This window comes from Kocuria sabuli, assembly GCF_040981185.1.
GTDB lineage: Bacteria > Actinomycetota > Actinomycetes > Actinomycetales > Micrococcaceae > Kocuria > Kocuria sabuli.
Map to the genome: position 1 here is coordinate 29,800 of NZ_JAVHZE010000011.1, position 19,281 is coordinate 49,080.

A 19,281-nucleotide genomic window follows, 5' to 3' on the forward strand; every position below is an offset into this window, starting at 1 on the left:
CTGAGCAACCGGGCGATCGACCCGGAGGGGCTCGTCTGGACCCGGGTGTCCCCCCGCCACGTCCCGGTCGTGATGCTCTCCACCCTGTTCGGCACCCTCTTCTGGCTGGCCGTCGTGGGCTGGCCCGCGGTGCTGGCCGGCACGGGCATCTGGGCCGGCGCGCCCCTGCACTGGCTGCTGCTCCCGCCGGCGGTGGTCCTCGTCGTCGGCCTGGTCTCCCTCCTGCTGGCCCCGCGGCGGGTGCGGGCCATCGGCTACGCCGAGCGCGGGGAGGACCTGCTCGTGCGCCGCGGCCTGCTCTACCAGCGGGTCCTCGTCATCCCCTACGGGCGGATGCAGTACGTGGACGTGTCGGTCTCGCCGCTGCAGCGCAGCTTCGGCCTGGCCACCGTGAAGCTGCACACCGCGGCCGTCGGCAGCCACGCCGAGATCCCCGGCGTGGAGCACGCCGAGGCGTCCCGGCTGCGCGAGCGGCTCACCGCCCGCGGCCAGGCCCTCCTGGCGGGCCTGTGACCGCTGTGCCCGCCCCGGACCCGGCACCGCAGTGGCACCGCGTCCACCCGCTGACCCCGGTGGTCAAGGGGTGGCTGGCGATCGTCGTGCTCGTGGGCGGCTTCGTCAACATCGTGCTCGACGACCTCCTGCGCGCCTACCTCGGCGGCAGGGACTCCCCGGCGCAGGAGCTCGACCCCGGGCAGGTGGGCCCCCTGTTCTGGTGGGCCCTGGCCGGGATCGTGGTCCTCGTGCTCCTGGTGGCCGCCGCGGTCGTGCTCGTCGCGTGGTGGTTCACCCGCTACCAGGTGACGCCCGAGCACGTGCGGGTGCGCTCCGGGGTGCTCTTCCGCCAGGAGCGCCAGGCCCGCCTGGACCGGGTGCAGGCCATCGACATCCACCGTCCCTTCCTGCCCCGCCTGCTGGGCCTGGCCGAGCTGAAGTTCGAGGTGGCCGACGCCGGGCAGTCCGCGGTGTCCCTGTCCTATCTCACGCACCCCCAGGCCCGCGCGCTGCGCGGCGAGCTGCTGGGCCGGCTCGGGCTGGCCGCTCCCGGCCGCGCCGGCCCGCCGGGGGAACCGGCGCGGCGCCCCGCGCCGTGGGCGGCGACCGGCGACGAGGAGCACCCCGTCCTGACGGTGCCCGTGCCGCGGCTGCTCGGATCCGTGCTCGCCTCCGGCTCCGCCGTCGTCCTGGCCGTGCTCCTCGTCGCCGCGCCGGTCGCACTCGTGCTCGACCCCGTCGCCGGGCCGGCCGTGCTCGCGGCCTGGCTGCCCGGGCTGGTCAGCTTCGGCGCCGTGGCCTACCGCCGCTTCGAGCAGGGCTACCACTTCCGGCTGCTGCGCGTCCCGGAGGGCATGCGCGTGCGCTACGGGCTGTTCAGCGTCCGCTCCCAGACGGTCCCCACGGGGCGGATCCAGGCGGTCGGGGTGGATCAGCCGCTGCTGTGGCGTCCCTTCGGCTGGTACCGGATCCGGGCCAACGTGGCCGGCTACGGCCCCGCGGGCGGGGAGAGCGACGCCATGCGCTCCACCCTGCTGCCCGTGGGCACCCTGCCCGAGGTGCGCACGGTCCTGCACCTCGCCCTGCCCGGGGCCCGCGACGGGGACCTCCCGGCGCTGCTCGGGGAGGGCCTGCACGGTCTCGGCGGGCAGGGCCGCTACACCACCTCCCCGCGCCGGGCCCGGTGGCTGGACCCCCTGGTGCACCGGCGCACCGGCTTCGCCGCGACGGAGGACGTCCTGGCGGTCCGGTCGGGGCGGCTGAGCCGGCGCACCGACGTGCTGCCCCACGAGAAGACCCAGTCCGTCGCCGTCTCCCAGGGACCCCTCGAGCGCGCCCTGGGACTCGCCGACGTCGAGCTGCACTCGACCCCCGGGCCGGTGACCGTCGCCGTCGCGCACCTCGACGCCGGGGACGCCCGGGCCCTGGCGGCGGCCCAGACGGCGCACGCCGCCGGCGCCCGTAGACTGGCCGACGGCCCGCGCCACCCCCGAGTCCCCCTGCAGGAGAGAGCATGACCCACCCCTCGGACCGCCCCGGACGCCTCGGGGTGGGGATCGTCAGCGCCGGAAAGGTGGGCGCCGTCCTCGGGGCGGCCCTGCGCGCGGCCGGGCACGCCGTGGTGGGGGTCAACGCGGTCTCCGAGGCCAGCCGGGACCGGGCCGAGGCCCTCCTGCCGGACGTGCCCGTCCTGGACGTCCCCGCCGTCCTGGAGCGGGCCGAGCTCGTGCTCCTGGCCGTGCCCGACGACGAGCTGCCCGGGCTCGTGCAGGGCCTCGCCGACGCGCGGCTGTGGCAGCCGGGCCAGCTCGTGGTGCACACCGCCGGCCGCTGGGGCACCGGGGTCCTCGACCCCGCGCGCCGGCTCGGGACCATCCCGCTGGCGGTCCACCCGGCGATGACCTTCACGGGCATGAGCCTCGACCTCGCCCGGCTGAGCGACTGTTCGTTCGGGATCACCGCACCGGCCCCGGTGCTGCCCATCGCCCAGGCCCTCGTGGTCGAGATGGGTGCCGAGCCGGTCGTGGTCGCCGAGGCCGACCGCCCGCTCTACCACGCGGCCCTGGCCCACGGCGCCAACCACCTGACGACCCTCACCGGGCAGTCGGTGCAGGTGCTGCGGGACATCGGCGTGGAGAACCCGGACCGGATGCTCGGCCCCCTGCTGCGCGCCACCCTGGACAACGCCCTGGCCTCGGGGGAGTCGGCGCTGACCGGGCCCGTCGCCCGCGGCGACGCCGGCACCGTGGCCGCCCACCGCGGCGCCCTCGACGAGTACGCCCACGGCCACCAGGGCGACGACGTCCTGCTGGCCTACCTGGACCTCGCCCGCGTCACCGCCCGCCGCGCCCTGGACCGCGGTCTGCTCGACCGCCCCCGCTACGAGGCCGTGCTCGCGGCCCTCGACCTCACCGACGGGAAGGACACCCCGTGACCACCACCTCCACCACTCCCCGCGTCTGCCGGGGGATCGGGGAGTTCCGCGCCGCCCTCGCCGAGCGCCTCGCCGCGCTGCCGGGCGAGGCGTCGCTGGGCCTGGTGCCCACGATGGGGGCGCTGCACGAGGGACACGGCCACCTGGTGCGGCTCGCGCGGGAGGAGAACGCGCTCGTCGCGGTCTCGGTGTTCGTCAACCCGCTCCAGTTCGGCCCGGACGAGGACTACGAGCGCTATCCCCGCACGCTCGGGGCCGACCTCGAGCTGCTCGCCCGGTTCGGGGCCGACCTCGTGTTCGCCCCCACCGTGGAGCAGATGTACCCCGACGGTGAGCCGCTCGTGCGCGTCACCTCCGGCCGGCTGGGGGCCGTGCTCGACGGCGCGAGCCGCCCGGGCCACTTCGACGGCGCCCTGACGGTGGTCAACAAGCTGCTCAACATCGCCGCCCCGCCCGTGCCGGGACCCTTCCGGGCGTACTTCGGGGAGAAGGACGCGCAGCAGCTGCTGCTGGTGCGCCGGATGGTCGCCGACTTCGACCTGCCCGTCACTGTCCGCCCCGTGCCCATCGTGCGCGATGCCGACGGGCTCGCGCTGTCCTCCCGCAACCGCTACCTCGACGCCGGACAGCGGCGCGCCGCACTCGTGCTCCCCGGCACCCTGCGGGCCCTCGCCGCCGGTGAGCTGGACCTCGAGGCCGCCCGCGCCCGGATCGACGCCGCGGACCAGGTCCGGCTCGACTACCTCGTCGTCGTCGACCCCCGCACGCTGGCCCCCGCGGCCCCCGGCCCGGGCACGCTCGCCCTCGTGGCGGCGCACGTGGGCGGCACGCGGCTGATCGACAACCTGGCCCTGTGACGCCCGGGCCGCAGCCGGCCCCGGCGGCGGATTTGACCCCCCGCGATATCCTGGACAACTGTGACCAACGCGCAGAACACCACCCCGACCGCCCAGGACCAGGCCGCCGAGCAGGCCGAGCTCTCGGACCAGATGCAGTTCCGGCTCGCCAAGCGCGCCAGGCTGCTCGAGTCGGGCCGGGAGGCCTACCCCGTGGGCGTGGAGCGCACGCACACCCTCGCCGAGGTCCGGGCGGCCCACGGCCACCTGGAGCCCGGCGCGGAGACCGGGCAGTTCGTGGGCGTGGCCGGGCGCGTGGTGTTCGTGCGCAACACCGGCAAGCTCTGCTTCGCGACCCTCCAGGAGGGGGACGGCACCCGCCTGCAGGTCATGCTCTCGCTCGCGAAGGTGGGGGAGGAGTCCCTCGGTGAGTGGAAGCAGCTCGTGGACCTCGGCGACTTCGTGGCCGTCCACGGCGAGGTGATCGCCTCCCGCCGCGGCGAGCTCTCCGTGATGGCCGACGCGTGGGCCATGGCCTCGAAGGCCCTGCGCCCCCTGCCCACGATGCACAACGAGCTCAGCGACGAGACCCGGGTGCGCCGGCGCTACCTCGACCTCATCGTCCGGCCCGAGGCCCGCGACGTCGTGGTGAAGCGCGCGCGGATCATCCAGACGGTGCGCAACGTCCTGGTCGAGCAGGGCTACGTGGAGATCGAGACGCCCATCCTGCAGCTGGTGCACGGCGGGGCGAGCGCCCGGCCGTTCGAGACCCACCTCAACGCCTTCGACCAGGACATGACCCTGCGCATCGCCACGGAGCTCTACCTCAAGCGCGCCGTGGTCGGCGGGATCGAGCGGGTCTTCGAGATCGGCCGGGTGTTCCGCAACGAGGGCGTCGACTCCTCCCACAGCCCCGAGTTCACCACGCTGGAGGCCTACGAGGCCTACGCCGACCAGTTCACGATGGCCGAGCGGATCCGGCAGATCATCCTCGCGTGCGCCGACGCCCTGGGCGTGGACACGATCGAGACGGACAGGGGCACGATCGACCTGCGCGGGGAGTGGCGCTGGCTGTCCGTGTACCCGGCGCTGTCCGAGGCCGTGGGGCAGCAGATCACCCCGGGGACGCCCGTGGAGACCCTCCGCAGGATCGCCGAGGAGTGCGAGGTCCCCGTGGACCCGGCCTGGGACGCGGAGAAGCACGTGCTCGAGCTCTTCGGCGAGATCGTCGAGCCCACGCTGATCCAGCCGACCTTCGTGTGCGACTACCCGCCGTCGGCGCAGCCCCTGGCCCGCCAGCACCGCTCCGAGCGCGGGCTGATCGAGGCGTGGGACCTCGTCATCGGCGGCATGGAGCGCGGCACCGCCTTCTCCGAGCTGATCGACCCGGTGGTTCAGCGGGAGCGGCTCACCGAGCAGTCCCACCGCGCGGCCGCCGGCGACGACGAGGCCATGCGCCTGGACGAGGACTTCCTGCGGGCCCTCGAGCACGGCGCCCCGCCCATGGGCGGGCTCGGCCTGGGCCTGGACCGGCTCATCATGCTCTTCACCGACCTCGGGATCCGGGAGACCATCCTCTTCCCCCTCATGAAGCCGGAACAGGACTGAGCCCCGTCCACGGGTCCCCAGCCTCCGTCCAGACCACCCCGGGAGAATCGCCCCATGGAATACATCGCCGTCCTGCTGCCCTCCATCTGCATCGGCATCATCTTCTGGCTGATCCTCCGCTCGATCTTCCGCGGCGACCGCACGGAGCGCGCCATGGAGGCCCGTTCCCAGGACGACGCGGAGCGCTGGTACGAGCAGCTCAGGCAGCGCGACGGCGAGGACGTCCCCTTCGGCCACCGTCCTCGCCGCGGGCGCGGCCCGAAGCGCTGACGCGAGGTCTCCGCTCCGGGCGTCCGCGGGTTTTCCGATGAATTCGAATTGGCGCGGGGATTTCCCCCCGGACTGCTCCCCGGATTCTTCTTCCTTTCCCCGCTGATTCCCTGCTGACGAATTGCCCCGTGGAATTGTAGGATAAAGTCGACAACACCGGGATGAAGAGTTCCCGGGATCGGCCGGAATTCCTGATCCGTGTGTTCCGGGCCGACACGGGGAAATCAGCACCACCTCGGGACGCGCCGGACCGGCGGGTGCCGGGAATGACGAGCGCCGGAAGGCGGAGGAGAGTTTCAACCATGGCACAGACCGTGAAGATCATTCTCGAGGACGACCTCGACGGCGGACCCGCCGAGGAGACCGTCCGGTTCGGGCTGGACGGGACGCAGTACGAGATCGATCTGTCCGAGGAGAACGCGGCGAAGCTGCGCGACGCCGTGCGTCCCTTCATCGCCAAGGCCCGGCGGGCCCAGGCCAAGCAGACCCCGAAGCAGGCCCGCTCCGGAGGCGCCCGTCCCACCGGCAAGTCCAACCCGGACACCGCCGCGATCCGGCAGTGGGCCCGGGAGAACGGCCACCCGGTCTCCGACCGCGGCCGCATCCACCAGGACGTCCAGAAGGCGTACTACGACGCCCACCAGTAAACTCCGGCCGTCAGCGCGCGGAGATCAGAAGGAGGGACCGGTCCGCCGGTCCCTCCTTTTGTGCTCTGCTCCGGCTCTGCGGTCCCCGGATTAGTCGTGGGCCGGTCCGGGGGGAAATGCTGTGCATTGTTTCCTGACCTGCGCATTCGGGGGTTCGGGCGCCGAACCGGATAAACGCCGCGGTCTATTCCCGGGCACCGGACGGGCACGGGACGGGTGCGGGAGGCCCCCGGTGCGGCCCGGGCCACCCGGGGGCGTCTCGCCGGTGGCGAACAGCCCCCCGATCGGGCTCCCGGGTGCGTAGCATCGTCTGCAGACATCGACTGAGGAGTATCCATGTTCGAACGCTTCACCGACCGCGCCCGCCGGGTCGTGGTGCTGGCCCAGGAAGAGGCCAGGATGCTCAACCACAACTACATCGGCACCGAGCACCTGCTGCTCGGGCTGATCCACGAGGGCGAGGGAGTCGCCGCCAAGGCGCTCGACTCGATGGGCATCACCCTCACCGGCGCCCGCGAGCAGGTCCAGGACATCATCGGCCCGGGCCAGCAGGCGCCCTCCGGGCACATCCCGTTCACGCCGCGCGCCAAGAAGGTCCTCGAGCTCTCGCTGCGCGAGGCGCTCCAGCTCGGCCACAACTACATCGGCACCGAGCACATCCTGCTCGGCATCATCCGTGCCGGCGAGGGCGTGGCCGCCCAGGTGCTGACCAAGCTCGGCGCCGAGCCCCAGAAGGTGCGCTCCACCGTGCTGGAGCTCATCTCGGGCTACCAGGGCGGGGGGACCCCCGAGAAGGAGGGTGCCGGCGTGCGCTCCGCCGGGCAGTCCGAGGGCACGCCCGCGGGGTCCGCCGTGCTGGACCAGTTCGGCCGCAACCTCACCGCCGCCGCCCGCGAGGGCAAGCTGGACCCGGTCATCGGGCGCTTCAAGGAGATGGAGCGCGTGATGCAGATCCTCTCCCGCCGCACCAAGAACAACCCGGTGCTGATCGGTGAGCCCGGTGTCGGCAAGACCGCCGTCGTCGAGGGCCTGGCGCAGCAGATCGTGCGCGGGGACGTCCCCGAGACCCTCAAGGACAAGCACCTCTACACCCTGGACCTCGGCTCCCTCGTGGCGGGCTCCCGCTACCGCGGCGACTTCGAGGAGCGGCTCAAGAAGGTGCTCAAGGAGATCCGCACCCGCGGGGACATCATCCTGTTCATCGACGAGATCCACACGCTCGTGGGCGCCGGTGCCGCCGAGGGCGCGATCGACGCCGCCTCGATCCTCAAGCCCATGCTGGCCCGCGGCGAGCTGCAGACCATCGGTGCCACCACGCTCGACGAGTACCGCAAGCACATCGAGAAGGACGCCGCCCTGGAGCGCCGCTTCCAGCCGATCCAGGTGGACGAGCCCTCCGAGGCGCACGCCGTCGAGATCCTCAAGGGCCTGCGCGACAAGTACGAGGCGCACCACCGTGTCACCATCTCGGACGAGGCGCTCGAGGCGGCCGTGCACATGTCGGCGCGCTACGTCTCGGACCGCTTCCTCCCGGACAAGGCGATCGACCTGATCGACGAGGCCGGGGCGCGGCTGCGGATCAAGCGGATGACCGCGCCGCCGGAGATCAAGGAGCTCGACGACCGCATCGTCGAGGTGAAGCGGCTCAAGGAGGCCGCCATCGACGGCCAGGACTACGAGAAGGCCGCCTCGCTGCGCGACAACGAGCAGAAGCTCATCGCCGAGCGGGACGACAAGGACCGGGCCTGGCGCGACGGCGGCGACGAGCTCGCCGAGGTGAACCCCGAGGTGATCTCCGACGTGCTCTCCGCCTCCACCGGTGTGCCCGTCTACAAGCTCACCGAGGAGGAGACGGGCCGCCTCCTGCACATGGAGGACGAGCTGCACAAGCGCATCATCGGCCAGAACGACGCCATCAAGGCGCTTTCCCGCTCGATGCGGCGCACCCGCGCGGGGCTGAAGGACCCCAAGCGTCCCGGCGGCTCGTTCATCTTCGCCGGCCCCACCGGCGTGGGCAAGACCGAGCTCGCGAAGGCGCTCGCGGAGTTCCTGTTCGGGGACGAGGACGCCCTCATCACCCTGGACATGTCCGAGTACCAGGAGAAGCACACGGTTTCGCGCCTCTTCGGAGCGCCTCCGGGCTACGTGGGCTACGAGGAGGGCGGCCAGCTCACCGAGAAGGTGCGCCGCAAGCCGTTCTCCGTGGTCCTCTTCGACGAGGTCGAGAAGGCGCACCAGGACCTGTTCAACTCCCTGCTGCAGATCCTCGAGGACGGCCGCCTGACCGACTCGCAGGGCCGCGTGGTGGACTTCAAGAACACCGTGATCATCATGACCACGAACCTGGGCACCAAGGACATCTCCCGGGCCGTGCCGGTGGGCTTCCAGACCGGTGTGGACTCCGCCTCCAGCTACGAGCGCATGCAGGCGAAGGTCCAGGACGAGCTCAAGGAGCACTTCCGCCCCGAGTTCCTCAACCGCGTGGACGAGATCATCGTGTTCCCGCAGCTGACGGAGCCCGAGATCGTCCAGATCGTGGACCTGTTCGTGGCGCGGCTGCAGGAGCGCCTGCGGGACCAGGGCATGTCGATCGAGCTCACCGACGCCGCCAAGGTGTGGGTCAGCCGCAAGGGCTACGACCCCGCGATGGGCGCCCGCCCGCTGCGCCGGACCATGCAGCGGGAGATCGAGGACCGGCTCTCCGAGAAGATCCTCTTCGGCGAGATCAACTCCGGCGAGAAGATCACGGTGGGCACCGAGGGCGAGGGCGACCAGGAGGTCCTGACCTTCTCCTCCACGCCCATGTACGACCTCACGGGCGACGGCATGGTCGACCCGATGGGCGGCTTCGAGGACGTCGAGGCCGTCCGCGGGGACGGGGACGCCGGCACCGAGGGCTGAGCCCCTCCCGGCTCCCCGAGGAGGGCCCATCGCGCACTCGCGCGGCGGGCCCTTCCGCGTCCCCGGGGGCGAGGCCGTTCGCGGGGCGACATGCTCGGGGGCCGGCCGATTTCGCACGCGTACACTTGCCGCGTGACCGACCTTCGACTGCGACCCGCCCGCACCTCCGACGTCCCTGCCATCAAGGAGCTGGTGGCTCCGCTGGCCCGGGCCGGGGTGCTCATCAATAAGGACACGGTCGCCTACTACGAGGGCATCCAGGAGTTCCTGGTCGTGGAGACGGCCGACGGCGGTCCCGCCCGTCTCGTCGGCTGCGGGGCCCTGCACGTGATGTGGGAGGATCTGGGGGAGGTGCGCACCCTGGCCACCTCCGACGACTGGCGAGGCCGCGGGGTGGGGCACACGCTGCTGGCCGGGCTGATCGAGCGGGCCCGGGCGGTGGGGGTGACCCGCGTGTTCTGCCTGACCTTCGAGGTCGACTTCTTCCACCGGTACGGCTTCGAGGTGATGCCCAACCAGGAGCAGCTGGACCCGGACGTCTTCGCGGAGCTGATGCGCTCCCACGACGAGGGCGTGGCCGAGTACCTCGACCTCGCGCGGGTGAAGCCGAACACGCTCGGCAACACGAGGATGATCCTCGAGCTCAGCCCGGAAGGCTGATCCCGGCGGGGCCGCGCACCGCCAGCCCGTCCTGGAGCAGCCCGTCCAGCGCGCGCCGGCGCTGGTCCTCCGGGGCCCTGAGCCCGTGCAGCGCGTCCAGCGCGCGCAGGGCCTCCGGTCCCAGCCCGGTGCCCGTCGCGACGTCCACCGGGCCCGTGAGGTGCGGGCCCGGCACGGGGTCGTGGCCGGCCCGGAGCACCGCCATGATCGCGCCCCGGACCTGCCGGTCCGTGCCGTGCCAGCTCTGCCCCCGGGGGGCCTCGGCGGGCTCGGGCCTGCCCGCGGCCACCCACGCGCACGCGTGCCGGACGGGGCACTGCTCGCAGCGCGGAGAGCGGGCGGTGCAGACGAGGGCGCCCAGCTCCATCACCGCCTTGTTCCAGCGCACGGCGAGGGCGTCGTCCTCCGGCATGAGCTCCTCGGCGAGCCGGGCCTCCGCGGCGGTCAGGGACCGGGACGGCAGGGCCCGCCCCGAGACCACGCGGGCCTGCACGCGCCGGATGTTGGTGTCGACCACGACCTGCCGGTCCCCGAAGGCGAACACGGCGATCGCGGCGGCCGTGTAGGCGCCCACTCCCGGCAGGGCCAGCAGCTCGTCGTGCCCGGCCGGCACCCGTCCGCCGTGGCGCTCGGTGATCTCCACGGCGGCCGCGTGCAGGCGCAGGGCCCGCCGCGGGTAGCCCAGCCGGCCCCAGGCCCGCACCGCCTCGCCCGTGCTCTCGGCCGCGAGGTCGGCGGGGCGCGGCCAGCGCTGCAGCCAGACCCGCCACACCGGCAGCACGCGCACCACGGGGGTCTGCTGGAGCATGAACTCGCTGACCATGACACCCCACGGGGAGCAGTGCGGGTCCCGCCACGGGAGGTCCCGGGCGGCGGCGTCGAACCAGTCGGTCACGGACCGGTGCAGCTCCGGCAGGCCGAGGTCCGCGGCGGGACCGGGAGGGGGGCCGGGAACGGGGTCGGGGGTGGTGTCGGCGGTGGTCATCGCCACCCACTGTAGCCTTGGGGGCATGGCGCAGAGAGGTACCGGGAGCACCCCCCACGGACGGTCGGGCAGCGGTCACGACGACGGCGGGCGGGCTCCCCGCTCCGCCGACTCCCGGCGGCAGAGCCCCGAGGTCTACCGGCGTCGGCGGATCGTGGCGGCGGTCGTGGCCGGGGTGCTGCTGCTGCTCGTGGCCGTGGGCATGCTCTCGGCCGTCGCGTCCATGCTGGGCCCCGACGAGCCGGAGGGCACCCCCGCCCCCGGGGCGGCGGCCTCCGCCCCCGCGGCCTCCCAGGAGCCCTTCGCCGACTTCACGCCGCGGCCCGACGAGAGCGACTCACCCTCCGCGTCCCCGACCGCCACGGAGGGGCCCGTCGAGGAGTGCGGCCCCGCCCTGGCCGTGCGGGCGTCCACGGACCGGGAGAGCTACCCCGAGGGCGAGGAGCCCGTGCTCGTGCTCACCCTGGAGAACACGGGGGAGGAGACCTGCACGGTCGACGCGGGCACCTCCCGGATGGCCTACGAGGTGAGCTCGGGCTCGGACACCGTCTTCGACAGCCGGCACTGCCAGGCGGGCTCCGAGGACGCGCAGCGCACGCTCGAGCCGGGGCAGGAGGAGAGCGCGCGGCTGACGTGGAACCTGCTGCGCACCGCCGAGGGCTGCGAGGAGGCGGGTGGCGAGGCCCAGCCCGGGTACTACCGCCTGGTGGTCTCCCTCGGGGAGCGAACGAGCGACCCCGCCGCGTTCGTCCTCGAGTGAACGGGCCCCCCGCGGCTCACATGAAGCGTTCGAGCAGGCTGGTCTCGGCCATCCGGGACAGGGACTCGCGGACCGTGCGGGCCCGCTGCTCCCCGATGCCCTCGACCGCCTTGAGGTCCTCGAGGTTGGCGGCCATGAGGGACTGCAGGCCGTCGAACTGGCGCACGAGCCGGTTGGCGACCGCCCGCGGCATCGACTTGATGCCCTCCAGCAGCCGGTAGCCGTGCGGGTGCAGGTCCGTCTCGAGACTGCCCTGCGGCTCGATCAGCCCCACCGACACCGCGATCCGCTGGAGGTCGATGAGCTCCGTGGGGGTGAGCTCGGCGAGGCTCTCCAGTCCCCGCTCGATACCCTCCAGCGGGGTGCCGTCGGGCAGGTAGTCGCGCAGCACGACGTCGGGGCCCGGGCCCGAGCCCGCGGTCAGCTCCTCGAGCTGCAGGGCGATCAGCCGCCCGTCCACGCCCAGTTCGAGGACGTACCAGCCGATCTCGGAGGAGATCCGCCGCACCATCTCCATGCGCTGCAGGGTCAGGGCCACGTCCCGCACGGCGACGGACGCCTCGATCTCCAGGGAGGAGAGATTGCCCAGGACCTGCTCCATCCGGTGGCTGTAGTGCTCCAGCGTCTGCAGGGCCTGGTTGGCGCGGGCCATGATCGACTGCGAGCCCTCGATCGCGTACCGGGTCTCGCCCACGTAGATGGTGATGACGCTCATGGACTGGCTCACGGAGATCACCGGGACCCCGGTCTCCTTGGCGGTGCGCTCCGCGGAGCGGTGCCGGGTGCCGGACTCCGTGGTGTCGATCGAGGCGTCGGGCACGAGCTGGACCCCGGCCTTGAGGATGCGCGTCGCGTCCCGGTCGCAGATGATGGCGCCGTCCATCTTGGCCAGCTCCCGCAGCTTGGGCGCGGAGAAGTCGGTGTTGATGTCGAAGCCCCCGGAGCAGATCGCCTCCACGGAGCGGTCGAAGCCGAGCACCAGCAGCCCGCCGGTGCGGCCGCGCAGGATCCGTTCGAGACCGGTGCGCAGCTCGGTGCCCGGCGCGATCCGGGCCAGCGTCTTGCGCAGTGCGTTCTCAGGGGTCTTCGCCACGCTCACATCATACGGCCGCGGCCGTCCGCCCCTTCTGCCCGGAACCGGCCGCCGAGCGGGGGAAGAGCAGCTCCATGGCCTCCTGGATGGTGGTCACCTCGCGCACCGTGAAACCCGCCGGGACCGGGCCCGGGCCGGTCGGGCTGGCGGGCACGACCGCGTGGGTGAAGCCGAGCCGGGCGACCTCCTGGATCCGGCGGCCGATGCCCGGGACGGGCCGCACCTCGCCGGCCAGGCCCACCTCCCCGAAGCACACGAGCCGCTGCGGGAGGGGCCGGTCCTGGGCGGCGGAGGCCAGGGCCATGGCCACGGCGAGGTCGGTGGAGGGCTCGGTGAGCCTGACCCCGCCGACGGTCGAGACGTAGCAGTCCAGCCCGTTCAGGTTCACCCCGGCCCGGCGCTGCAGGACGGCGAGCAGCATCGCGACCCGTGAGGAGTCCAGACCGGCGGTGGCCCGCCGGGGCTGTGCGGTGGAGGAGCGGTCCAGCAGCGCCTGCACCTCGGCGAGCAGGGGCCGGCGGCCCTCGAGGGTGACCGTCAGGCAGGTCCCGGACACCGGCATGGCCGTGCGCGAGACGAACAGGCCCGAGGGGTCCTCCACGCTCGTGATGCCGGTCTCGGTGAGGTCGAAGCAGCCGACCTCGTCGGTGGGGCCGTAGCGGTTCTTCACCGCCCGCAGCAGCCGGATCCGGGAGTGCTTCTCGCCCTCGAACTGGCACACGACGTCCACGAGGTGCTCGAGCAGGCGGGGCCCCGCGATGGAGCCGTCCTTGGTCACGTGGCCGACGAGCAGCGTGGTCATGTTCCGCTTCTTGGCCGCGGCGATGAGCGAGGCCGCGACCTCGCGCACCTGCGTGACCCCGCCGGCGGAGCCCTCGACCTCCGCGCTGGCCAGGGTCTGCACGGAGTCGACCACGAGCAGGCGGGGGGAGACGGTCTCGATGTGGCCCAGGGCCGTGGCGAGGTCGGTCTCCGCGGTGAGGTAGAGGGTGGGCGCCACGGCGCCGATCCGGTCCGCGCGCAGCTTCACCTGGGCGGCGGACTCCTCCCCGGTGACGTAGAGGACGTCGCGGGTGCCCTCGCCGGTGCCCTCCGCGAAGCGGGCGGCGACGTCGAGCAGCAGCGTCGACTTGCCGACCCCGGGCTCCCCGGCCATCAGCACGACCGCGCCGGGGACGAGCCCGCCGCCGAGGACCCGGTCCAGCTCCGGCACGCCGGTGGGAGCGGAGGCCGCGACGGTGGCGTCGACCTGGGCGATGGGACGGGCGGGCTCGGCGATGGAGCGGGCCGCGGTGGTGCGGGCCCTGTGCTCGCCGATCTCCTCGACCGTGCCCCACGCCTGGCACTCGCCGCACCGCCCCACCCACTTGGCCGTGCTCCAGCCGCACTCGGTGCAGCGGTAGGCGGGAGAGTTGCGGCGGGTGCGGGTGCTCATGGCGTCCAGGCTATCGGCCGCGGCGGACGGCCTAGGCGCACCGGTGCGGCGCCGCCGACCCCGCCCGCCGGCGGGGCCGGCGGGCGGGGTCAGCCGAGGTCGAGGAAGGAGCGCAGCTCCGCGAAGGCCCCGGGCACCACGCTGTAGTGCGCCCACTTGCCCCGCTGCTCGCGGGCGAGCAGCCCGGCGTCGACGAGCTTCTTCATGTGGTGGCTGACCGTGGGCTGGCTGATGCCGAGGACGTCGGTCAGGTCGCAGGCGCACACGGTCTCGCAGCCCTGGGCCGCGACGTGGGAGAGCAGCCGCAGCCGGGTGGGGTCCGCCAGGGCCTTGAGCAGGCCGGCGGCGCGCTGGGCGTCCTCGGCGTCCATGGGACCGCGGGACAGCGAGCAGCACCCGTCCCGCGCCGCGCCCTGGACGCACTGGTCGTCCGCGGCGGCCTGGCGATCGGGTGCGAGAGTCATGCCTCCACTCTACATTGACGGTCGTCGATGTGACCCCTACTGTGTGGCATAGACGACCGTCGATACGAAGGGGATGCCCCGCCCATGAGCGCCACCACGACCACCGCCGCACCGCACCAGGGGGTGATGAAGGACCTGTCCTTCCTCGACCGCTGGCTGCCCGCCTGGATCATCGCCGCCATGGTCGCCGGGCTGCTCCTGGGCCGCTTCGTCCCCGGCCTGGACACCGCCCTGGAGGCCGTGCGGATCGGGGAGGTGTCCGTGCCCATCGCGATCGGGCTGCTGGTGATGATGTACCCGGTGCTCGCCAAGGTCCGCTACGACGAGACGCACCGGGTGGCCGGCGACAAGCGCCTGCTGGGCGCGTCCCTGGTGCTGAACTGGATCGTCGGACCCGGGCTGATGTTCGCCCTGGCCTGGATCTTCCTTCCCGACCTGCCCGAGTACCGGACCGGGCTGATCATCGTCGGGCTGGCCCGATGCATCGCCATGGTGCTGATCTGGAACGACCTCGCCTGCGGGGACCGCGAGGCGGCGGCCGTGCTGGTGGCGATCAACTCGGTCTTCCAGGTCATCGCCTTCGGCGCCCTGGGCTGGTTCTACCTCCAGGTCCTCCCGTCCTGGCTGGGCCTGCCCACCACCTCCGCCGAGTTCTCCGTGTGGTCCATCGTCGTCTCGGTGCTGGTGTTCCTCGGCATCCCCCTGGTGGCCGGGTTCCTCACCCGCACCCTGGGCGAGAAGGCCAGGGGCCGCGACTGGTACGAGGGCACGTTCCTGCCGAAGCTGGGCCCGTGGGCGCTCTACGGCCTGCTGTTCACCATCGTGCTGCTCTTCGCCCTGCAGGGGGACGCGATCACCTCGAACCCCTGGGACGTGGTCCGGATCGCGTGGCCGCTGCTGGTCTACTTCTTCCTCATGTTCGGCATCGGCCTGCTCGCCTCCCGCGCCCTGGGCCTGAACTACGCGAAGTCCACCACCGTGGCGTTCACCGCCGCCGGCAACAACTTCGAGCTCGCCATCGCCGTGGCCATCGGCACCTTCGGGGTCACCTCCGGGCAGGCCCTCGCCGGGGTGGTCGGCCCGCTGATCGAGGTCCCCGTCCTGGTCGCCCTGGTCTACGTCTCGCTGTGGGCCGGGCGCAGGCTCTTCCCGCACGACGCCACCGTCCCGGCCCGCTGACCGGGCCCCGTCCCCGCTCCCTCTCACAGGAGGTCCCGATGACCGACAGCAAGCCCTCCGTCCTGTTCGTGTGCGCCAAGAACGGCGGCAAGTCCCAGATGGCCGCCGCCCTGATGGAGCACCACGCCCACGGGACGGTGGTGGTCCACTCCGCCGGGACCAGACCCGGCAGCAAGATCAACGCCCTGTCCGCCGAGGTCATCGCCGAGGTCGGGGCGGACATGTCCTCCGGCGTGCCGAAGCCGGTCGACCCCGAGCTGCTGCGCCGCGTGGACCGCGTGGTCGTGCTGGGCGACGAGGCGAAGGTCGGGTCCGTCGAGGGCATGGCCGGCACCGTCGAGACCTGGCACACCGACGAGCCCTCCACCCGCGGGATCGAGGGTGCCGAGCGGATGCGGCTGGTCCGCGACGACATCGACGCCCGGGTCCGGGCGCTGCTGGGCGAGCTCACCGGCGCCGAGGACGTGCACGCGCCCGGCCGGCCCAGCGTCCTGTTCGTGTGCGTGCACAACGCCGGCCGGTCGCAGATGGCCGCCGCCTACCTCGGCCACCTCTCCGGCGGGCGCATCGAGGTGCGCTCCGCCGGGTCCGCCCCGGGCGACACCGTCAACCCCGTCGCGGTGCAGGCCATGGCCGAGGAGGGCATCGACATGAGCGCCGAGCAGCCCAAGGTGCTCACCGACGAGGACGTCCAGGCCTCCGACGTGGTGATCACCATGGGCTGCGGCGACGCCTGCCCGTTCCACCCCGGCAAGCGCTACGAGGACTGGGCGCTCGAGGACCCCGCCGGGCAGGGACTCGAGGCCGTCCGGCCGATCCGCGACGAGATCCGGAGACGGATCGAGGCCCTGGTCGCCGAGCTGCTGCCCGCCGGGGCCCCCGCCGGGACCGAGGGCGCCTCCCGTGGCTGAGCAGCTGCCCGTCGTCGTCGTCGGGGCCGGGCCCGTGGGGCTGGCCGCGGCCGCCCACCTGGCCGAGCGCGGCCTGGCCCCGCTGGTGCTGGAGGCCGGGCCGGAGGTGGGCAGCGCGATCCGGGCGTGGGGCCACGTCCGGCTGTTCTCCCCGTGGCGCTACGACGTCGACGCCGCGGCCCGCCGCCTGCTCCGGGGCACCGGCTGGACCGAGCCCGACCCGGAGGACCTGCCCACCGGCGCCGAGTTCGTCGAGCAGTACCTGGCGCCCCTCGCCGCCGCGCTGCCCGGCCGGATCCGCACCGGCGTGCGCGTGCTGGCCGTGTCCCGGCTCGGCATGGACAGGACGCGCACCGCGGACCGGGCGCGGACCCCGTTCCTGGTCCGCGTGGAGCACGCCGACGGCGCCCTGGCGGACGTGCCGGCCGCCGCGGTCCTCGACGCCTCCGGCACCTGGGGCCGGTCCAACCCGCTGGGCCGGGCGGGACTGCCCGCCCCCGGGGAGGCCGAGGCGCTCGCCGCCGGGCGGATCACCGTCCCGCTGCCCGACGTCACCGGACGCGACCGCCGCCGCTTCGCCGGCCGCCACGTGCTCGTGGTCGGGGCCGGCCACTCGGCCGCCAACACCCTGCTCGAGCTCGGCGCCCTCGCCGAGGAGGAGCCGGGCACCCGGATCACCTGGGCGGTGCGCTCGCCGGACGTCGCCCGCGTCTACGGCGGGGAGGAGCGCGACGGGCTGGCCGCCCGCGGCGCCCTGGGCGCCCGGCTGCGCCGGCTGGTGGACTCCGGCACGGTCCGGGTGCACCCCTCCTTCGCCGTCACCGGCCTGATCGCCGGCGAGGACGGGCTGACGGTCCGCGCCACCACCCCGGCCGGGGAGCAGGAGCTGGCCGTGGACCTGGTGGTCCCGGCCACCGGGTTCCGCCCCGACCTCGGCATGCTGTCGGAGCTGCGCCTGGAGCTGGACCCCGCCGTGGAGGCCCCGCGGAAGCTGGGCCCGCTGATCGACCCGGAGTTCCACTCCTGCGGCTCCGTGGCCCCGCACGGGGAGAGGCTGCTGGCCCATCCCGAGCCGGACTTCTACATCGTGGGCGCGAAGAGCTACGGGCGGGCCCCGACGTTCCTGATGGCCACCGGCCACGAGCAGGTCCGTTCCGTCGCCGCAGCCCTGGCCGGGGACCGTGCCGCGGCCGACGACGTGCAGCTGGTGCTGCCCGAGACCGGGGTCTGCTCCACCGACCTCGGCGGCTCCTGCGACCTGCCCGCCCCCGAGGCCGCCGGATGCTGCGGGGAGCCGGCCGGGGTGCCGGCCGATGCCTGCTCCGGGCCCCGGCCGGTCACCATCGGGCCGATCCCGTCCGGGACCGGGGCCTCCACCTGCTGCTGAGCGCCCCGCCCCGCCCGCGCGGGAGCCGCCGGGTCCCGCGCGTCGGCAGCGAGGAGCGCGGTGCTCAGGCGCGGTCCCAGCCCTCGAGCCGGGGGAGCTGGTCGCGCGCCTCCTCGTGGGTCATCCCGGCCGCCTCGAGGAGGTCCACGACCATGGGGCGCATGTCCAGCACGAGGGTCTCGCCCTCCATGGTGCGCACCCCCATCTCGCCGGGGTGCAGGCGCCCGGCCACGTTCGCCAGCTGGTTGCGGGCCTGGCGCAGATAGCTCTCCCGGGAGCCGGGAGCGGCCACCGCGAGCGCGTTGCCCAGGGTGGTGACGGCGTCCGCGAGGTCCTCGAGGGCATCGGTCAGGGAGGCCACGGCCTCGTCGGAGAGGGTCACATGGTTGAGCACCGACGCGAGCCGGCGGGTGAGCACCCGGGCGTTGCGCACGGCGAGGTCGAGGAAGCGGATGGAGTGCGCGATCGTCTCGACCTCCGCGCGGCGGCCGCGGTACATCGGGGAGGCCGTCACGATCTCGAGGGAGGCCTTGAGCCCGGTGGTCACCGAGTCCACGAGCGGCTGCGTCTGGCGGCAGCGCACGAGGGCGTGCCAGGCGGCGGTGGCGTCGTAGTCCTCGACGGCGCGGCTCGCCTCCCGCAGCACCCCGGCGAACTCGTCGACGAGCGCCCGCAGGTCCTGGCGCGGCTGGCGCCGCGGGTCCGTGGGCACGAAGTACGCCAGGGCCAGGGCGCACAGCCCGCCCACGACCGCGTCGGCGGAGCGGGCGAACACGCCGTCCTGGGAGGGCGGCAGCAGGACCACCAGCACGGACTGCAGACCCATCTGGGTGGTGAACAGCGTGCCGTTGTCGAGGAAGCGGGCGAGCAGCAGGGAGGTCATGAGCACGACGGCGGCCTGCCACGCCCCGGCGCCCAGGACGTGGATGAGGGCGTCCCCCACGGCGATGCCGAGGGTGCAGCCGATCGAGACCTCGAGCACGCGCCGGTAGCGGACCTCGCCCTTCGCGAAGCCCAGGGAGACCAGGGCGGCCGTGGCGGCGAAGATGGGACCGGAGTGGCCCAGCAGGTGCTCGGCGATCGTGTACGCCCCGACGCTCGCCACCGTCATCTGGAAGCTCTGGAGCACCCCCGTGCGGACCCGCGTGAGGCCCACCCGGGTGCGGGCGCGCACCGCGCGGGCCGCGGCTCGCGCACGGTCGCCTGGCTGCATGGG

General features: G+C 73.6%; 18 protein-coding genes and 1 pseudogene. 14 read left to right on the forward strand and 5 right to left on the reverse strand.

All coding sequences use genetic code 11. The features are described from left to right. From RE027_RS11695 to RE027_RS11735, 9 genes are all read left to right on the forward strand, one after another. Entirely contained in the window at positions 1-513 is a 513-nt protein-coding gene (locus RE027_RS11695; protein ID WP_368808519.1) for a PH domain-containing protein, read from the forward strand. Next, positions 510-2,012: a PH domain-containing protein gene (locus tag RE027_RS11700; protein ID WP_368808447.1), complete on the forward strand. Its 1,503-nt coding sequence runs from the start codon at positions 510-512 to the stop codon at positions 2,010-2,012. Before RE027_RS11695 ends, RE027_RS11700 begins: the two co-directional genes overlap by 4 nt. After that, positions 2,009-2,929 (forward strand): Rossmann-like and DUF2520 domain-containing protein, encoded by a 921-nt coding sequence (locus RE027_RS11705; protein ID WP_368808448.1) that lies wholly within the window; start codon positions 2,009-2,011, stop codon positions 2,927-2,929. Before RE027_RS11700 ends, RE027_RS11705 begins: the two co-directional genes overlap by 4 nt. Further along, positions 2,926-3,786 (forward strand): pantoate--beta-alanine ligase, encoded by an 861-nt coding sequence (gene panC, locus RE027_RS11710; RefSeq protein WP_368808449.1) that lies wholly within the window; start codon positions 2,926-2,928, stop codon positions 3,784-3,786. Before RE027_RS11705 ends, panC begins: the two co-directional genes overlap by 4 nt. Before the next feature lie 60 nt (positions 3,787-3,846). Next, positions 3,847-5,373, forward strand: coding sequence for a lysine--tRNA ligase (gene lysS, locus RE027_RS11715; RefSeq protein ID WP_368808450.1), 1,527 nt, complete (start codon positions 3,847-3,849; stop codon positions 5,371-5,373). A gap of 54 nt (positions 5,374-5,427) precedes the next feature. Beyond that, entirely contained in the window at positions 5,428-5,643 is a 216-nt protein-coding gene (locus tag RE027_RS11720; RefSeq protein ID WP_368808451.1) for a hypothetical protein, read from the forward strand. 302 nt (positions 5,644-5,945) lie between these two features. After that, complete coding sequence (locus RE027_RS11725; protein WP_368808452.1) at positions 5,946-6,290, forward strand: histone-like nucleoid-structuring protein Lsr2; 345 nt, start codon at positions 5,946-5,948, stop codon at positions 6,288-6,290. Between the two features lie 336 nt (positions 6,291-6,626). Continuing rightward, entirely contained in the window at positions 6,627-9,191 is a 2,565-nt protein-coding gene (locus RE027_RS11730) for an ATP-dependent Clp protease ATP-binding subunit (RefSeq protein ID WP_368808453.1), read from the forward strand. 132 nt (positions 9,192-9,323) lie between these two features. Next, on the forward strand, positions 9,324-9,851 hold the full coding sequence (locus tag RE027_RS11735) for an amino-acid N-acetyltransferase (protein ID WP_368808454.1): 528 nt from the start codon (positions 9,324-9,326) through the stop codon (positions 9,849-9,851). Here RE027_RS11735 and RE027_RS11740 read toward each other — a convergent pair. Further along, complete coding sequence (locus RE027_RS11740) at positions 9,835-10,836, reverse strand: iron-sulfur binding domain-containing protein (protein WP_368808455.1); 1,002 nt, start codon at positions 10,834-10,836, stop codon at positions 9,835-9,837. The two genes, RE027_RS11735 and RE027_RS11740, sit on opposite strands and share 17 nt — an antisense overlap. Before the next feature lie 25 nt (positions 10,837-10,861). Here RE027_RS11740 and RE027_RS11745 point away from each other — a divergent pair, with 25 nt between their 5' ends. Next, the gene (locus RE027_RS11745) at positions 10,862-11,596 is read left to right on the forward strand and encodes a hypothetical protein (protein ID WP_368808456.1); all 735 of its coding nucleotides are present in this window, start codon (positions 10,862-10,864) and stop codon (positions 11,594-11,596) included. Between the two features lie 16 nt (positions 11,597-11,612). On the opposite strand, the gene disA is transcribed toward RE027_RS11745, so the two are convergent. From disA to RE027_RS11760, 3 genes are all read right to left on the reverse strand, one after another. After that, on the reverse strand, positions 11,613-12,689 hold the full coding sequence (disA, locus tag RE027_RS11750) for a DNA integrity scanning diadenylate cyclase DisA (RefSeq protein ID WP_368808457.1): 1,077 nt from the start codon (positions 12,687-12,689) through the stop codon (positions 11,613-11,615). Between the two features lie 7 nt (positions 12,690-12,696). Continuing rightward, on the reverse strand, positions 12,697-14,124 hold the full coding sequence (gene radA, locus RE027_RS11755; RefSeq protein ID WP_368808458.1) for a DNA repair protein RadA: 1,428 nt from the start codon (positions 14,122-14,124) through the stop codon (positions 12,697-12,699). A gap of 89 nt (positions 14,125-14,213) precedes the next feature. Further along, positions 14,214-14,588 (reverse strand): ArsR/SmtB family transcription factor, encoded by a 375-nt coding sequence (locus RE027_RS11760; RefSeq protein ID WP_368808459.1) that lies wholly within the window; start codon positions 14,586-14,588, stop codon positions 14,214-14,216. 84 nt (positions 14,589-14,672) lie between these two features. Between RE027_RS11760 and arsB the strand changes: the two genes are divergently transcribed. From arsB to RE027_RS11780, 4 genes and pseudogenes are all read left to right on the forward strand, one after another. Next, positions 14,673-15,767 carry an ACR3 family arsenite efflux transporter gene (arsB, locus tag RE027_RS11765; RefSeq protein ID WP_368808460.1) on the forward strand — a complete coding sequence of 365 codons (1,095 nt, stop codon included), beginning with the start codon at positions 14,673-14,675 and terminating at the stop codon, positions 15,765-15,767. A 38-nt stretch (positions 15,768-15,805) separates the two neighbouring features. Then, positions 15,806-16,204, forward strand: a pseudogene (locus RE027_RS11770) (arsenate-mycothiol transferase ArsC); the annotation flags it as partial. A gap of 90 nt (positions 16,205-16,294) precedes the next feature. Further along, on the forward strand, positions 16,295-16,678 hold the full coding sequence (locus RE027_RS11775; RefSeq protein ID WP_438612434.1) for an arsenate reductase ArsC: 384 nt from the start codon (positions 16,295-16,297) through the stop codon (positions 16,676-16,678). Continuing rightward, positions 16,671-18,065 (forward strand): FAD-dependent oxidoreductase, encoded by a 1,395-nt coding sequence (locus RE027_RS11780; protein WP_368808461.1) that lies wholly within the window; start codon positions 16,671-16,673, stop codon positions 18,063-18,065. The genes RE027_RS11775 and RE027_RS11780 overlap by 8 nt, the downstream gene beginning before the upstream one ends. A 64-nt stretch (positions 18,066-18,129) precedes the next feature. On the opposite strand, the gene RE027_RS11785 is transcribed toward RE027_RS11780, so the two are convergent. Further along, positions 18,130-19,278 carry an FUSC family protein gene (locus tag RE027_RS11785; RefSeq protein WP_368808462.1) on the reverse strand — a complete coding sequence of 383 codons (1,149 nt, stop codon included), beginning with the start codon at positions 19,276-19,278 and terminating at the stop codon, positions 18,130-18,132. Between the last annotated feature and the right edge of the window lie 3 nt (positions 19,279-19,281).

Coding starts and splice junctions, on each gene's coding strand:
- RE027_RS11785 (WP_368808462.1), bottom strand. CDS start 19,278: ATGCAGCCAGGCGACCGTGCGCGAGCCGCGGCCCGCGCGGTGCGCGCC.
- RE027_RS11760 (WP_368808459.1), bottom strand. CDS start 14,588: ATGACTCTCGCACCCGATCGCCAGGCCGCCGCGGACGACCAGTGCGTC.
- RE027_RS11775 (WP_438612434.1), top strand. CDS start 16,295: ATGGCCGCCGCCTACCTCGGCCACCTCTCCGGCGGGCGCATCGAGGTG.
- RE027_RS11730 (WP_368808453.1), top strand. CDS start 6,627: ATGTTCGAACGCTTCACCGACCGCGCCCGCCGGGTCGTGGTGCTGGCC.
- RE027_RS11725 (WP_368808452.1), top strand. CDS start 5,946: ATGGCACAGACCGTGAAGATCATTCTCGAGGACGACCTCGACGGCGGA.
- RE027_RS11705 (WP_368808448.1), top strand. CDS start 2,009: ATGACCCACCCCTCGGACCGCCCCGGACGCCTCGGGGTGGGGATCGTC.
- RE027_RS11720 (WP_368808451.1), top strand. CDS start 5,428: ATGGAATACATCGCCGTCCTGCTGCCCTCCATCTGCATCGGCATCATC.
- radA (WP_368808458.1), bottom strand. CDS start 14,124: ATGAGCACCCGCACCCGCCGCAACTCTCCCGCCTACCGCTGCACCGAG.
- RE027_RS11740 (WP_368808455.1), bottom strand. CDS start 10,836: ATGACCACCGCCGACACCACCCCCGACCCCGTTCCCGGCCCCCCTCCC.
- arsB (WP_368808460.1), top strand. CDS start 14,673: ATGAGCGCCACCACGACCACCGCCGCACCGCACCAGGGGGTGATGAAG.
- RE027_RS11745 (WP_368808456.1), top strand. CDS start 10,862: ATGGCGCAGAGAGGTACCGGGAGCACCCCCCACGGACGGTCGGGCAGC.